We start from the raw sequence: 14,009 nt of genomic DNA on the forward strand, positions 1-14,009 counted from the left end.
CAGTTCCGCGAACAGGTGTGAAAGCATTGTCAAGTTCACAGTTGCGGTCGTTTAGAGATTGATTTCCTCCCTGTTTTGTTGATCATTTTCTTTATACCCCATATCAGCACGCACGATTAAAAAACACACCAATATATCCAGATTGTGCAACAGCTAGTTAAGGTGATCAAGAAGACGGTTTTGCACTGACACAAGTATATCTTAATGATCTTGATTGTGTTCGCTGTGCGATTTTTGAATGCGTCTTACACTCCACCAAATAGCTATGACTATAACGGGCACAAACGCAGTAATTGCCAATTCCGGGGCTACGATGCTGTATAGTCCCGGTATCCCCTTAATGAAATAGGCGAGGAGGCCGATTACATAGTAGGAAATCGCCGCCACGGACAAACCCTCTACAGTTTGTTGCAACCTTAACTGCAGTCTCACTCTTTCGTTCATTGAGGCTAAGAGGTCGCCATTCTGGCGCTCAAGTTGTACATCTATCCAAGAGCGAAGTAGTGAAGTCGTGCGCGCCAGTTTGTCGGATAGGTTTGCCTGCCTCTCTTCTACCGAGCGGCAAGCGCGCATTGCCGGTGCAATGCGACGATGCAGGAAGTTACGCCATCTATAGCATCCAGGTACAAAGGTTTCGCCCAAGGCGGTCAACCTTTCTTCTACAATTTCGTAATACGCTTTGCTTGCGCCAAACCGATAGAGGCTCGCAGCTGTTTCAGCCTCAAGTTCGGCTGACAGATCCGTGAGCTCCGACAACAGTTCTTCACTCTTTTGACGTGCCGAAAGACGCATCTCGGCAGTTACGGTAGAAAGGCGCTTCTCCATACGACGCAATCGAGGAGTGATTTCTCTGCTCATAGGGATGCCCAAAAGAGAAAGAGTGCGGTATGTTTCGATCTCCAACAACCGTTGGGCCAACGCTCCAAGTCTCGAAGGTGATAGGCCATGATCTAGGATCAACATTCGAGTAAGACCGTCCCGATCTTGCTGGAAATCTGTGACAATATCCGCCATGCCCTCTTCGACCAAAGAGTGGCAGCGACTTGTCGGATTAAAGGTTTCAATAAGTTTCGCGTTCTCTTCAGACCAAGGCAAAACATCGAGGCGAATGCCACAAACGACAGGGCCGGGCGCTTTAAACCCCATCTTGAAAGGATCTTGCCCCTTCAGTTTTCCGGTTTTTTCATCGATTGGTGCACGCCAAAGATAGGTCGAAAACTCGGTGTGTTTTTCGCAATGAAGCCCGCTTTGATTCCACGTTAGTCCGTGATGGGGAGTTTCGTGGTCTGGATTTTCAGTTCCCAAACGACGAGAAATTTCTGCTAGTGTAGCTCGATCTTTCTCGAGATTTCCTTCGTTCATGAAGGCCAATTGGGTCAGGGCGCTGGAAGCCTGTACAATAGGAAAAGGGCGAGCATGGACTTCCTCGACAGCCACAAGCCTATCTTCATGAGATTCCATTCCGTAGACCCTGGCTCGAACCTCGCCGACGTTGCCATTCATGCTCACGCTATTTCCCTCCGCTTCTATTGTTTGATATCTGTGTCTGCCTTCTGGTCGGCGTAAGTTATGAGACGGGAGCTTCGGTAGCCGATGCTATGCGTCCATGTCCAACTTAAGGCTACGCTGAGCCTGTTCTGTACGCCAATAAGAAAGTAAATATGGATCAACTTCCACATCCACCAAGCGAATGTCCCGCGCAACTTGAGACGCCCTATGTCGACAACCGCTAGGCGTCGACCGATGGTGGCGAGGTTGCCCTGGTGGCGATAACGGAACGGCGCGGGTGGTTTTTTCTGCTTTATGCGCCGGCTGATTAGATCGGCAACGTATTGGCCTTGCTGTTTGGCAGCTGGTGCCAATCCCGGCACGGTTTTCCCATCTTCACCTGTTGCCGCTGCAGTGTCTCCGATCACAAAGATGTTCGGATTGTCCGGGATTGTGAGGTCGGGGCCGACAATAGCACGTCCTGCACGATCAGCTTCGGTATTTAGCCATCGAGCTGCTGGCGATGCCTGAACGCCTGCGGCCCAGAGTATTGTTTCAGCTGGGAGGTGCTTGCCGTCGACCGTAACTCCCTCTGAAGAACATTCTGTCACGGGTTTCCCGAGTCGGATCTCAACGCCAAGTTTCTTGAGAGCTTTACGAGTGTAATCTGAGAGCTTCTCCGTAAAGACAGGCAAGAGACGTGGACCAGCCTCAATCAATATAACCTTGGTCGCATCCGGATCGATAGACCGGAAGTCTTGCTTCAAGGTCAAGTGGGCGAGTTCCGCGATTGTACCGGCCAGCTCAACCCCTGTCGGGCCACCGCCGATCACGACAAAGGTTTGCAAGGCAGCCCGGCGAGCGGGGTCTGGCTCACGCTCGGCCTTCTCGAATGCGAGCAATACGCGTCGACGTATCGTCACTGCATCCTCAAGGGACTTCAGCCCGGGCGCGTAGGGCTCCCAAGCATCATTGCCAAAGTAGGAATGCCGAGCTCCGGTGGCCAGTACGAGGATATCGTAGGGTATGGTCGTTCCATCAGTGAGCAAGACGCTCTGCGTCTGGGCATCGACCCCGTCCACTTCGGCAAGGAGCGTTCGTACGTCCTTGCGTTTGCTGAACAAAGCGCGAATAGGCCAGGCAATTTCCGAAGTAGAAAGCGAAGCGCTTGCCACCTGGTACAACAAGGGCTGGAACAGGTGATGATTGCGCCGATCAATGATCGTCACATCTGCCCCCTTCTTGGCTAGGCTCTGCACAACTTCAAGGCCACCAAATCCTGCGCCGACCACCACAACGCGTGGGCGCGCGTTGGAGTAATCCGACTTAGCCTCTGTGGAATGACCACCCGACGGTCCCAGCTGGCTATCGTTGCTTGTGTCCTGTCGCATGTTCTCTACTCCGGTTTTTGCTCAAGACAATGCTTCAGCATGGTGGGCGAGATGGTCGCCTATAAAACTCTCGATAAAGTAGTAGCTGTGGTCGTAGCCCGCCCGCTGGTTAAGAGTCAGCGGATGGCCAACCTCATCACAAGCAGCCTTGAGCAGGTTGGGGCGGAGTTGAACGGCCAGGAACTCATCGTCTCCACCTTGATCTACCAAGATGGGGAGGCGCTCCTGCGCGGTTTTTATCAGTTCGACCGTATCGTACTGTTTCCAGGCTTCGGGGTCGTTGCCAAGATAGGCTGCAAAGGCCTTCTTGCCCCATGGAACTTGAGTTGGAGCAACGATGGGGGAAAACGCAGAAACGCTTTTGTAGCGACCGGGGTTCTTCAGCGCTATCGTCAATGCACCGTGCCCACCCATCGAGTGACCAGAGATAGATCTTCGATCAGTCGCAGGGAGGGAGCTTTCGATTAGCGCGGGCAATTCATCAACCACGTAATCGTACATTTTGAAGTGCGAACTCCACGGCGCCTGCGATGCATTCAGGTAAAAGCCAGCACCCTGCCCCAGATCATACGCTTCATCGTCAGCGACACCTTCGCCTCTCGGGCTGGTGTCAGGAGCGACCAGGATAATACCATGCTGGGCTGCGAACCGCTGCGCAGAAGCTTTGGTGATAAAGTTCTGTTCAGTGCAGGTTAGTCCAGAGAGCCAGTACAGCACCGGCGCCTTGCCGCCTTCAACTTGTGGCGGCAAATAGACGCCAAATTTCATCGAGCACCCCAGGCTAATCGAGTCATGTTGATAGACGTCCTGCCAACCGCCGAAGCTGGCGTGATGTTCGACACGTTCCATGTTGGTTTCCTTGCTCTGAGGACCACAGGAGGGCATAGCAATCCCATTAAAAGCCTGCGGCTTGACTTCAGGGAGTTGGGAAGCGTCGCCGACGCTGAAAGAAGCGTCGGCGACAATTACTCATTGGTCAGCGAGGACCGCCGTAACCTTCAGTTCTTCAAACGAAAGTGTACGTGCAAATTTTGTTCCCCGCCGGATCGCGCAGGTATGCCGCATAGGCACCCGGCAGGTGATCCCGGGGACCGGGCTTACCTTCATCGGTCCCCCCAGCCTTCAGGCCCGCCGCGTGGAACGCATCCACTTCGGCCGGAGAGGCCGCAGCAAAGCCCACCGTGATACCATTGCTGGAAGGCGCATTGCCGTTGCCAGGTCGCGCGATGATAAAGGCCGGCTTGTCGCGCCCATACAGAATCCAATCATTACCGAAAGGACCGAGGTTGCTGATACCTAGCGCACCCAGTGCCGCGTCGTAGAAGGCGACCGACTTTTCCATGTCGGCGGCGCCGAGAAAGACGTGCGAGAAGATGCCGTCACCAGAGATTACGGGATTAGCCATAGAGAACTTCCTTGATGTTTGGTGTTGATAGTAAAGATTGCAACCCGCTGATTAGTAGCGGATCACCGTGCGGATCGATTTGCCTTGGTGCATCAGATCGAAGGCTTCGTTTATGTCTTCGATGCCCATGGTGTGGGTGACAAAGGGTGCCAGGTCGATTTCACCTTTCATGGCGTCTTCGACCATGCCCGGCAGCTGACTCCGTCCTTTGACCCCCCCGAAAGCAGAGCCCTTCCACACACGGCCGGTGACCAACTGGAATGGCCGCGTCGAGATTTCCTGGCCAGCGCCAGCGACCCCAATGACGATCGATTGACCCCAGCCGCGGTGAGCCGCCTCCAAGGCAGCCCGCATGACGTGGACGTTGCCGATACACTCGAAGGTATGGTCAATACCCCAACCCGTCATTTCAATGAGGACTTCTTGAATCGGCTTTTCGTAGTCTTTCGGGTTGATGCATTCGGTGGCCCCGAACTGACGTGCCAACTCGAACTTGTCCGGGTTGGTATCGATTGCGATAATGCGCCCAGCTTTCGCCTGGCGCGCCCCCTGAATGGCGGCAAGGCCGATGCCTCCGAGACCAAAGACGGCAACGGAGTCGCCCGGCTGCACTTTGGCGGTATTGTGAACAGCGCCGATACCGGTGGTCACGCCGCACCCGAGCAGACATACATGCTCATGGTTGGCTTCGGGGTTGATCTTGGCAAGGGAAACCTCTGCCACAACCGTGTACTCAGAGAATGTCGAGCAACCCATATAGTGAAAGAGGGGCTGACCATTATACGAGAAGCGGGTGGTTCCGTCAGGCATCAAGCCCTTACCTTGGGTCGCGCGTACCGCGACGCAGAGATTGGTCTTACCGGACTTGCAGAACTCACACTCACCGCATTCAGCGGTATAGAGCGGGATGACGTGGTCGCCTGGCTTGACGCTCGTGACTCCTTCACCCACCTCGACTACGACACCAGCGCCCTCATGGCCCAGAACCACGGGGAAAATCCCCTCCGGATCATTGCCGGACAAAGTGAACGCATCAGTGTGGCAAACACCGGTGTGGGAAACTTTAATGAGGACCTCGCCCTTCCGGGGAGGCGCGACATCGATTTCTACGATTTCAAGCGGTTTACCTGCTTCAAAGGCTACGGCGGCACGTGACTTCATTTTCGTATTCCTTGTTGGTTGAAACGGAACCTTTGGGAGCATGCGAACATGCTGGAGTGCGCGTTCCGGACTGATGTCATCAGCGGGGATCGAAGCGTCTCTCACTCCTTGAACGATTAGATAGCATACTCCACTATAGTATGCAAGTGACATCTCCTTTTTATAGCGCCCGACGCCAACACCTCATGAACCCCGAAAGAATAGGCTCAATATTTTTGTTGTTTTTCAAAATGATGTCGAAAGACACCGTCACGGGAGCTGAGGCCTCATCCCGGAAGAACAAGTGCTGAAGGCTCGCTCATTCCGCCCTATGATCTTGCCGTCTTGCCAGAACTCGACCCGCTCGGCATAGGCGCGGATCTCGACTGGCCGACCGACGGCGCGGCCATCCACCGAGTAGCGGTTCTTGTCTAACCGGACGAGACAGGTCTTCGAGACTGATGCCGGAATAGCGTGGAATCCATCAAAGGGGCCGACATATGGCACCAGACTCGCCCACTCGCCCTCGAAGACCTCCCAGATCGTGCGGTCTCGAAGCCCCTAATGCGGATGAGATTTGGACCAAGCAACGCAGCGGTCCTCGAGCCAGGCGTTGAGTTCGGCGTAGCTCTTAAACTTGGGCCTGGGCACGAAGAAGCGCCGACGGACAACACCGACATGGATCTCGACCTGCCCTTTCTCCCAGCCAAACAATTCGATAACGCTGATGTCAGCACTTCGGCAACCGCCGCCGAGTTCATGTGGCAAAACCAGCCAGGAAGATCGAAGTACGAGTTCATCCCATCAGGGAGAACAGCGCCCCGCTGGCCTGACCAATTCTGCGGCCTGCAAAACAGTCACAGAGACTTGGTTCACTGCCATGTGAGTTTGTGCTTTGTTAGAAGGATGTAAAAGGTGTCGTCGGGAACTAATCCCAAGTTTTGGATTAGTTCGAGGTAATCCATCGTTGAGTAAAACTCGGTGAACCTTTCATTTTCCACTTTGGCGAATATTTGAGCTGGGGCATCGAAATCAAGACCATTTGATGGGTTTTTAAGATGGAAGACTAAACGCGCCGAGACCCACAGGCCCTGCTCTATGATATGCGTCACGGAGATCCGCCTTGGTCCGAGTAAGTGTTGTAGCGCTTCTGCCACATCGCGATGTGTTACTCCGGGCTCCAAGTAGGGTGAACTCACTCCGACCAAAACGGCCTCATGGGAAAGGAGCTGGTCAATCACCTCTAGGTCTCCGTCCTCCCAGATGGCTTTTAGCCAAGCGAGGACAAGTTCAGTGTGCGTCATTATCTCATCTCGTTGTTTGGTCACGAGCCAGCGCAGGTTATGCCTCCGGCGGACTTCGTCAGCAGTTCTACGTTGAGGCTTTCAAGCGCCCATAAGCTTCAGGCTTCGCAGGCCTAAGAGGGCCTGATGTCACATTTGAAGGAGGTGCCACCGCCAGGTTATTATCTCCGTCCCATCCACACATGCTATTGTGGATGGGACGGAGCGACGTGCCGCCAATCCAAGCCAATGAACTATTTTATTAGGTTCTACTTTCGTTCCGTTCGGCAATTGGCAACATCGCTATTCATTTGACACCTGCGGCCATCAGCAGATGCCTGATGCGAGTGGCCTTCAGGCTCGTCCCGCATACTGCCATACAGTATGCGAATAGTTTGCTCAATGGCCTGCTCTTTGTGTAGCGACTGTATTTTTGAGGTGTCTGGGCCCCATTCCTGACGTCTTTTGCACACGGCATTGGCGACGGTGACAAGCCTACGAGCGACTTCAGTCACAATGCCCTCCGTTCGGCTCCCATAAAACCATCATGGCATAAAAGATGTCGTTGGGGGGGACATCCACCGCATCGGGTCACATTTCTAAAATGGCGTATCTGCATGGAAGTCCCGATTCAGCAGGTTGGACGCGATGGTGAAGGCGCGGTTGCTGTCGGTCGTCACCTTGTATTCCTTGGATCATGCGACGTGCATGCCATACTCTCGCGTCAATCGGCAAACACGACGATGACCAACGTTTAGGCCAAGTTTGTTTTAGCTCCCTCGGCTCTTCTGTCATCCTTGGACGATCGTAGCTGCCCAGACTGAGACGGGACTGTCCTAGATGGGGCTAGGAGCACCAGGTCGGTTTGACGTGCTCCCTTTAGAGTCCGCGTTTTTCAGTTAGCTCTGTTCAGGGTTTGATGTGCTACCCAACGTGCCCTCGGCCGTTGTTAGAATTTCCGCGGTTCCATCAGGTTCACGGGCTGGTGTAGTGAACTGATTTCATCAGGTCTGCCGGGACCTTGTTCCCGGTAGCCACGTGCGGGCGTTCTTCATTGCAGTCTCTACGCCAAGCCTCCAACTTTTCGGCTGCATCTTCAAGGCTCATGAACCAGTGCGCGTTCACACTTATGCTTGGCGCAGAACGCATCGCGATGCTCTTCAGAGAGAGTTGGTACATGGGCCGGTCTGACGCCTGCGCGCAACCAATCCGACGAACGTGATGTACCAGGCGGTATTACAAGAGCGGGAGATGCCTATCCGAGGCGGGCGCAGCGCCAGGCCGCAACGGTTATGACGAACCGGGGCAGATCGACATGGCTGAGGAATTAGGGAGCCCACCTCGCACGACGCTGTGGTTTCAAGTACGCGATGGTTGCTCTGGCTCGCCATATTGCGGTGATACCCCATCTGATCTGGGTCGATAGCTCAGTATTCCAGCCGGATACCCCTCCGAACATGGCCTGACTGAATGTTCTTCTGCCCTCTGCCTGCTTGATCGCAGGTCTTCGAGGTCTCGTAGGGACGTGGTTCCGATGATGCCGTAATCTGGACTGTCGCTGACTTCCGGAAAACACGCCAATTAAATGGGCACATCGAAATTGCATCGAACCAGCATCATGTTGGCAGCCAGCGCGCCGACCACGGACCGAAGCATATACCCGAATGACCTCAATCCAAAGCCGCCGCAGAATGCTGGACGGGCAAGAATAGAGCTGGTTAAGCCGCTTTGGCGGACCAATTTGCCTGCCAAAATGGCTTGACTGAAACGGCCTCGTTTCCGACGGTCGGCCCCTAGTTCATCGTGAAGCTCAGACATGGAGCGAAAAAGATCTTCACTTCAGGTATGTCTTAAGAATTTTCATTATCTCAGCAATTTCATCATCGACGCTGCGCAGCGTGCGAGAAGACGTTGCGGCGGCATCCAAGCTAAAGGTTTCCTTCAGATGGCTTTGCATTACCTCTGCCATCAGGCCGTTTGCTGCGCCCCGCATGGCAACAATCTGTTGCAGTAGGGCAGCACAACCAGTCCCGCTGTCAATCGCTCTTTCGAGGGCTTCTGCTTGACCTTTAATGCGTCGAAGGCGTGTGATCGTACGCTTCTTCTCTTCCGGAGTCTGCAGCATCAAGCTATCCTTTATTCTAGTGGCAACATACAATACAATAGTAGAGCTTCAAGAAGCTAGGTTGAAGATTCGGTGCACCCCTTCAGGTGGAGCTATCTTGACGCCATCTTGACTTTTAGTTGCGCGCTCATCAGAACCATAAAGACCATAGTGGATTGAAGGGCTTACGCAAGCTATAAGTGGATATGTGCGGCGCCTAGGTCACCTCGTAAGTGAGTTCGAGAGATGAGTGCTCTGCCCACAGAAAACTGGACCGTATGAAGCTGGAGTTTTCCGCTAAGCTTCCCTGTCTGGGAGAGGAGCGGAATCACATGAAAGCATCGAAGTTCACGGAGGTGCAGAAGGCCTTCGTCCTGAAGCAGGGCGAGCAAGGCACTCCGGTCGCGTAGATCTGCCGCAAGGCGGGGATCAGAGGTGGTCGCAGGATTTCGGACCAGTTGCTAAGCTGTAGCGCCTGACGAAGGAACGACCACATATGACGAAGCGGAAACGCTATTCGACGGAGTTCAAGGCTAAGGTTGCACTTGAGGCCATCCGTGAAGAACTGACGACGGCCGAGCTGGCCAAGCCGGTCTTTCGTACGGTCGAGATGCATCAAGACCGATCGCGCTCCGTGGATTAGAAGCGTTCGGAGATAGCGGCTCCCTCGCTTCGCAATGCCATGAAGTGTCTGCTTGCCCACAGTGGAATGCTGCCGCGGCACAAGACCCAGCCATGCGGCCACGTCTCGTGCTTTCCTGAAACGCGCAGGATCACCAATGAATGCAAGGATGGCAGTCGCTCCGAGAGGACCGACTCCCGGAATGGTCATCAGCCGACGCGCGGTCTCATCCCTGTCCGCGATGTTCTTGATCTCGGCTGACACGCTGCAGATAGCCGGTCTCCTCAGCAGTGTGGTTCTGCAAAACCACTGTTGAGACCTGAGGCCGGTTATGGCCACACGCTGCGCTATTTGGGGGGCTACGCGCGTGGCCATAGCCTTAATACAGCGCTTCTTTCCGACGTGCTACGGCAGCGAGTTCATTTCTCGCTATCTGGATCTTTGGGGCTACGCCAACCATGTCACGCTGGACTTCTCACGGCCCGTAAAACCCACGGGCAGCGGAATGCCGGAACGCCCATTGGTTCATGAGCCTTGCGGACGCTCGCGAAAAGCTGGAGGATTGGCGTAGACACTATAACGACGACAGACCTCTCAGTGCGATCAGATGCAACGTACCGATCGCCATGCACTATCCCGATGGCGTCACCAGCCCGTCATCGTGAAACAGCCCGGAAATTCCAGCTTACGGTAGTCCAAGGTTGGGTCGCAGAGAAACTTGTTATCAAGTCGAATGGTGAGTGGAGGAAACGACGATTGAACAACGCGAGGCGAGAAAGCTGTAAAATACGAGAACTAGCAGTCTGCTTGGCTGAAGTTTCAGAACGGCCATTAAAGCTGAAGGCTCTATTTGAGCACTATTGCAACAAGTTAGAGAAGCTAGAACTACCCGTAGATAGAGCGTCTCTAGGTTTAGAATTATTGCACCCAAATATCACCGGATGGCAATATATATGGAATTCACAATCCTCAACCTCAACTTCTCTTGAATGCCCGATTAGTTCCAATGTGGATTATACGAACAGTCCCGCGCTCCAGGTTAGTCTAGCAGGCCAGCCTATCAGGTATCCTCTGATTTCTAAGCAATGTGAGCTCCCGATGTTGGAAAGACTTAGAAAGGACGGGGCTACCGATTACTACATAGTTCCTTTACCGTTTCTTGACAGGTGCCGAACTGCGTTCATCTCGTACGCTACGCATCGTACTAACGGATTTCGTCAAGAACAGCTTATAGATCTTCACCTTGCAACAATTCTGATTAGCCCATGGATCGAACGACACGTGTTGCGTCGAATATCTAAGGATATCCTGGAAGTTTATGTAGGACGTAGATCGGGTGCACAGGTTTACGAGGGGGTAATTAAGAGAGGAGCTGCGGAAGTTGTTGATGCCGTCATTTTTTTTGCTGATCTTCGAGATTTCACAAAGCGCTCTAATAGCCAAAACCTACCTACTGTATTGGAAGATTTAAATCAATGGCTGGAGCTTTTGGTTGCGGCCGTAGTTAATAATGGTGGCGAGGTTCTAAAATTTGTTGGTGACGGAATCTTGGCGATGTTTCCAGTGGGGGAGGAGGGTTTGGAAAACGCAAGCCAATCTGCTCTACTTGCCTGTAGAGAGGCGTTATCAACAGTTTCGAACCTCAATGTTCAGAGGGAAAACTTGGGACAGCAGAAGATGTTTTTTGTTATGGGCCTCGATGCAGGAGAAGTAGCATATGGAAATGTCGGCGGGATCGAGAGGCTTGATTTTACAGCAATTGGGAGAACTGTAAATCGTGCGAGCAGACTAGTTGATCTAGCCAAGGATCTTGAAATTACTGTTGCAATATCAAGCACATGCGCTGGCAACTTATCATGTGAGCTAAGTCATGTTGGCTCTCATTTTTTGCGCGGCTTTGACGAAGCTATCGAAGTTTATTCGCTTTGATATTGAGCAAGAGGAATATTCGGTTCTCAGAGGTGTCCAGCTTTCGACGAACCCGGTTGTTGATTTCCGCCTCTCTATTCGGCGGGTGCAAGTCAAGCGTCACCGAGGAAGGTTCCGAGGCGGTAATCTTTGTCTTCCGCGGGGTCTCGCTTCTCTTCGGGATCGGCACACGGGCCCTCCCATGATGGGATAATGGACCTGTCACGCTTTGATGCCGCTCCGATTTCTCACTTATGCAGCTTTAGCCTCGAAGGCCAAGGGACTTTTCCAGCCGAGAGCTGAATGCTTACGGCGCGGATTGTAGAAGCCGTTGATGTATTCGAAGATTGCCAGTTCGGCAGCCCGCCGTGTCGGCCATGAACGACGCCAGATCAACTCGGCCTTGATGGTCTTGAAGAATGTTTCGACCGCTGCGTTGTCGTAGCAGTTGCCTTTCCCGCTCATCGAGACCTCAAAGCCAGGCTGACGCAGGATCTTCTGGTAGTCGTGAGAACAATACTGGCTTCCACGATCCGTGTGATGGATGCATCCCTCGGGCGGTTGCCGCAAAGCAGTGGCCATCTTCAATGCCCGGATTGCCAGATCACGCTTCATCCGGTTGCTCACCGCCCAGCCGACGACACGCCGGGAATGCAGGTCGAGGATCACGGCGAGATAGAGCCAGCCTTCCTGTGTCCAGACATAGCTGATGTCGCCCGCCCATTTCTGGTTCGGGCGATCCGCCGAGAAGTCACGATCCAGCAGGTTTGGCGCGATGTTGAAGCTGTGATTGCTGTCGGTTGTCGCCTTGAACCTCTTGCTCCGCTTCACGGAAATACCGTTCTGGCGCATCAGCCTGCCAACACGACGATGGCCGACATCGATGCCCAGTTCCTTCAACTCCTCGGTCATCCGCGGACGGCCATAGCTGCCCAGGGACAGGGCGAACTGCTCGCGAATGTGGGCCAGGACCACCACGTCCTTGCGCTGGCTGTCACTGAGCGGACGACTGCGCCAGGCTCGATATCCCCGAGAGCTGACATCCATAATCTCGCAGAGCCGGTTCACCGGGATTTCGTTGCGGTGTTCTTCAACGAAGGCAAACCTCATTTGCTTCTCTCCGCGAAGAACACCGTTGCCTTTTTTAGAACGTCCCTCTTGTCTTAGAGATTTTGATGACATGTGGCACATCAGAGCTATCCCCCGGCACGGCATTTATGCCGGGGGATAGCGGGGGTCGGATCGGTTCCCTCTGGGTTTTGAGGAACCGTGGAGGAGTAGGATCGCCCCCGCGCTTTTTACTGGCCTGAACGGATACTGAGGCACCGTTTTGCGCGGGGGCCTGAATGACAAGAAGAGGTGGGAAAGAGCTATGACGAAGAGCATTGGGATAGACGTCTCCAAAGAGACGCTGGATGCGCATAGGACGGACGACGGCGCTCATGCGCAGTTCCAGAATGACAGTAAGGGTCGCCGCGCACTCTTGCGGTGGATTGGAGACAAGGTATCGCTCGTCGTCTTTGAAGCAACTGGTGCTTATCATCGTGGATTGGAGCTAGATTTGGCCGGTGCATCAGTGCCATTTGCCAAAGTTAACCCCAAACAAGCGCGACGCTTTGCACAAGCAATCGGAAAGCTGGCCAAGACGGATCGCGTCGATGCCGCGATGCTCGCCAAAATGGGGGCTGTCCTCGATTTATCGCCGCAAACGCCAGCAACCCCGGAATTGCACGATATGCGGGAGTTACTCACAGCAAGGCGGGCGCTCATCAAAGATCAAACCGCTGCACGAACTCGATTGGCGACAGCATCTGTAGGTTCTGTTCAAACGATCCTAAAGCGCCGATTGAAGCAGATCGTCAAAGACATCGATCAGATTGACGACGCCCTGCGCAACTTGTCTGGCCGGGATATGACATTCGCTCGGAAGGTCGCAATTCTTGCCAGTATACCGGGGATCGGTCAGCTGACGGCCATTACGCTTTTGATCGACATGCCTGAGATCGGGGGCATGGACAACAAGCAGGCCGCCAGCCTGGCTGGGCTTGCACCGGTCTCGCAGAGTTCCGGGAAATGGCAGGGAAAAGAAAGGATCCAGGGCGGTCGGGCACAACTGCGCAAAGCTCTGTACATGCCGGCCCTCGTTGCCACACGTGTGAACCCGGATATGACAAGAAAGTACAATCAGCTCATCGAAGCTGGAAAAGAGAAAAAGGTCGCGCTGACCGCCATCATGCGGAAGCTGCTGGTCATGGCAAACGCCTTGCTACGCAGCAATCGAATGTGGACCAAAGCTCGGCCTTGACCAAGACGGATACTCCTCCCGGAGCTGCCGGTTCTCTCTGCGCAGTTCTGCGACCTCGCGCTCAAGGTCGGTTTGCGCTGTCGGATTCTCGGGGTTCTTGCGTTCCTGCTGGATCCACCGGCTCAGCGTTGAAAAGCCAACACCGAAGTCAGCGGCAACCTGCTTGCGGGAAAGTCCGCTCGTCAATGCGACCCGAACCGCTTCTGCGCGGAACTCCGGGCTCGGTCGTGATGCCATGTCTGTTCTCCTTTGCGACACGATACGTGATCAAAGGAGCGGCACAATTCCGCGACAGGTCCATAAGAGGAACAAAGCGGCTCGATCTGAGAAACGTCATGGCGGCATGGGCGTCGCCGGCACCGC

Annotated in this window: 11 protein-coding genes and 7 pseudogenes; 5 read left to right on the plus strand and 13 right to left on the minus strand. The window is 54.0% G+C overall.

Going from position 1 to position 14,009, the window contains the following annotated elements:
- Positions 1 to 201: 201 nt before the first annotated feature.
- The 9 genes and pseudogenes from phaeop14_RS18365 to phaeop14_RS18400 all read right to left on the minus strand — a co-directional run.
- A complete protein-coding gene (locus phaeop14_RS18365; RefSeq protein ID WP_244905864.1) occupies positions 202 to 1,503 on the minus strand; it encodes a DUF3422 family protein in 1,302 nt (433 codons plus the stop codon).
- 23 nt (positions 1,504 to 1,526) lie between these two features.
- Entirely contained in the window at positions 1,527 to 2,879 is a 1,353-nt protein-coding gene (locus tag phaeop14_RS18370; protein ID WP_096790527.1) for an NAD(P)/FAD-dependent oxidoreductase, read from the minus strand.
- 21 nt (positions 2,880 to 2,900) lie between these two features.
- Complete coding sequence (gene fghA / locus phaeop14_RS18375) at positions 2,901 to 3,728, minus strand: S-formylglutathione hydrolase (RefSeq protein ID WP_096790528.1); 828 nt, start codon at positions 3,726 to 3,728, stop codon at positions 2,901 to 2,903.
- A gap of 157 nt (positions 3,729 to 3,885) precedes the next feature.
- Positions 3,886 to 4,284 carry a VOC family protein gene (locus phaeop14_RS18380; RefSeq protein ID WP_096790529.1) on the minus strand — a complete coding sequence of 133 codons (399 nt, stop codon included), beginning with the start codon at positions 4,282 to 4,284 and terminating at the stop codon, positions 3,886 to 3,888.
- Between the two features lie 51 nt (positions 4,285 to 4,335).
- Positions 4,336 to 5,445 carry an S-(hydroxymethyl)glutathione dehydrogenase/class III alcohol dehydrogenase gene (locus phaeop14_RS18385; protein WP_096790530.1) on the minus strand — a complete coding sequence of 370 codons (1,110 nt, stop codon included), beginning with the start codon at positions 5,443 to 5,445 and terminating at the stop codon, positions 4,336 to 4,338.
- A 288-nt stretch (positions 5,446 to 5,733) separates the two neighbouring features.
- Positions 5,734 to 6,132: pseudogene (locus tag phaeop14_RS18390) on the minus strand (Mu transposase domain-containing protein); the annotation flags it as partial.
- A 164-nt stretch (positions 6,133 to 6,296) separates the two neighbouring features.
- Positions 6,297 to 6,728, minus strand: coding sequence for a nuclear transport factor 2 family protein (locus phaeop14_RS18395; RefSeq protein ID WP_096790531.1), 432 nt, complete (start codon positions 6,726 to 6,728; stop codon positions 6,297 to 6,299).
- Positions 6,729 to 7,312: 584 nt separating this feature from the next.
- Positions 7,313 to 7,541 (minus strand): annotated as a pseudogene (locus phaeop14_RS19925) (IS3 family transposase); the annotation flags it as partial.
- A 141-nt stretch (positions 7,542 to 7,682) separates the two neighbouring features.
- Positions 7,683 to 7,832: pseudogene (locus phaeop14_RS18400) on the minus strand (integrase core domain-containing protein); the annotation flags it as partial.
- Positions 7,833 to 7,864: 32 nt separating this feature from the next.
- Between phaeop14_RS18400 and phaeop14_RS20140 the strand changes: the two are divergent.
- Positions 7,865 to 8,173 (plus strand): annotated as a pseudogene (locus phaeop14_RS20140) (transposase); the annotation flags it as partial.
- 368 nt (positions 8,174 to 8,541) lie between these two features.
- Here the strand turns inward: phaeop14_RS20140 and phaeop14_RS18410 are convergent.
- Positions 8,542 to 8,832, minus strand: a complete 291-nt coding sequence (locus tag phaeop14_RS18410; protein WP_096790533.1) for a metal/formaldehyde-sensitive transcriptional repressor — start codon at positions 8,830 to 8,832, stop codon at positions 8,542 to 8,544.
- Between the two features lie 475 nt (positions 8,833 to 9,307).
- Here phaeop14_RS18410 and phaeop14_RS19760 point away from each other — a divergent pair, with 475 nt between their 5' ends.
- The gene (locus phaeop14_RS19760) at positions 9,308 to 9,454 is read left to right on the plus strand and encodes a hypothetical protein (RefSeq protein ID WP_167385695.1); all 147 of its coding nucleotides are present in this window, start codon (positions 9,308 to 9,310) and stop codon (positions 9,452 to 9,454) included.
- Here phaeop14_RS19760 and phaeop14_RS18415 read toward each other — a convergent pair.
- Positions 9,422 to 9,643, minus strand: a pseudogene (locus phaeop14_RS18415) (transposase); the annotation flags it as partial. The gene phaeop14_RS19760 and the pseudogene phaeop14_RS18415 sit on opposite strands and share 33 nt — an antisense overlap.
- Positions 9,644 to 9,842: 199 nt before the next feature.
- Here phaeop14_RS18415 and phaeop14_RS18420 point away from each other — a divergent pair.
- Together phaeop14_RS18420 and phaeop14_RS19700 are read left to right on the plus strand one after the other, a co-directional pair.
- Positions 9,843 to 10,098: pseudogene (locus phaeop14_RS18420) on the plus strand (integrase core domain-containing protein); the annotation flags it as partial.
- Between the two features lie 433 nt (positions 10,099 to 10,531).
- A complete protein-coding gene (locus phaeop14_RS19700; protein WP_158524519.1) occupies positions 10,532 to 11,362 on the plus strand; it encodes an adenylate/guanylate cyclase domain-containing protein in 831 nt (276 codons plus the stop codon).
- 231 nt (positions 11,363 to 11,593) lie between these two features.
- On the opposite strand, the pseudogene phaeop14_RS18430 reads toward phaeop14_RS19700, so the two are convergent.
- A pseudogene (locus phaeop14_RS18430) lies at positions 11,594 to 12,487 on the minus strand (IS3 family transposase); the annotation flags it as partial.
- A 226-nt stretch (positions 12,488 to 12,713) separates the two neighbouring features.
- On the opposite strand from phaeop14_RS18430, the gene phaeop14_RS18435 reads away from it, so the two are divergent.
- Positions 12,714 to 13,646: an IS110 family RNA-guided transposase gene (locus tag phaeop14_RS18435; protein WP_096790535.1), complete on the plus strand. Its 933-nt coding sequence runs from the start codon at positions 12,714 to 12,716 to the stop codon at positions 13,644 to 13,646.
- Here phaeop14_RS18435 and phaeop14_RS18440 read toward each other — a convergent pair.
- Positions 13,608 to 13,883 (minus strand): transposase, encoded by a 276-nt coding sequence (locus tag phaeop14_RS18440; protein ID WP_096790536.1) that lies wholly within the window; start codon positions 13,881 to 13,883, stop codon positions 13,608 to 13,610. The genes phaeop14_RS18435 and phaeop14_RS18440 overlap by 39 nt on opposite strands.
- Positions 13,884 to 14,009 lie beyond the last annotated feature (126 nt).

The sequence above is a fragment of the Phaeobacter piscinae genome, assembly GCF_002407245.1.
In the GTDB taxonomy this organism is placed as follows: Bacteria; Pseudomonadota; Alphaproteobacteria; order Rhodobacterales; family Rhodobacteraceae; genus Phaeobacter; species Phaeobacter piscinae.

What these genes read in the sequence shown, in the direction of transcription:
- phaeop14_RS18440 (WP_096790536.1), bottom strand. Translation starts at nt 13,883, where the DNA reads ATGGCATCACGACCGAGCCCGGAGTTCCGCGCAGAAGCGGTTCGGGTC.
- phaeop14_RS18410 (WP_096790533.1), bottom strand. Translation starts at nt 8,832, where the DNA reads ATGCTGCAGACTCCGGAAGAGAAGAAGCGTACGATCACACGCCTTCGA.
- phaeop14_RS18385 (WP_096790530.1), bottom strand. Translation starts at nt 5,445, where the DNA reads ATGAAGTCACGTGCCGCCGTAGCCTTTGAAGCAGGTAAACCGCTTGAA.
- phaeop14_RS18365 (WP_244905864.1), bottom strand. Translation starts at nt 1,503, where the DNA reads ATGAATGGCAACGTCGGCGAGGTTCGAGCCAGGGTCTACGGAATGGAA.
- phaeop14_RS18370 (WP_096790527.1), bottom strand. Translation starts at nt 2,879, where the DNA reads ATGCGACAGGACACAAGCAACGATAGCCAGCTGGGACCGTCGGGTGGT.
- phaeop14_RS19760 (WP_167385695.1), top strand. Translation starts at nt 9,308, where the DNA reads ATGACGAAGCGGAAACGCTATTCGACGGAGTTCAAGGCTAAGGTTGCA.
- phaeop14_RS18380 (WP_096790529.1), bottom strand. Translation starts at nt 4,284, where the DNA reads ATGGCTAATCCCGTAATCTCTGGTGACGGCATCTTCTCGCACGTCTTT.
- phaeop14_RS19700 (WP_158524519.1), top strand. Translation starts at nt 10,532, where the DNA reads ATGTTGGAAAGACTTAGAAAGGACGGGGCTACCGATTACTACATAGTT.
- fghA (WP_096790528.1), bottom strand. Translation starts at nt 3,728, where the DNA reads ATGGAACGTGTCGAACATCACGCCAGCTTCGGCGGTTGGCAGGACGTC.
- phaeop14_RS18395 (WP_096790531.1), bottom strand. Translation starts at nt 6,728, where the DNA reads ATGACGCACACTGAACTTGTCCTCGCTTGGCTAAAAGCCATCTGGGAG.
- phaeop14_RS18435 (WP_096790535.1), top strand. Translation starts at nt 12,714, where the DNA reads ATGACGAAGAGCATTGGGATAGACGTCTCCAAAGAGACGCTGGATGCG.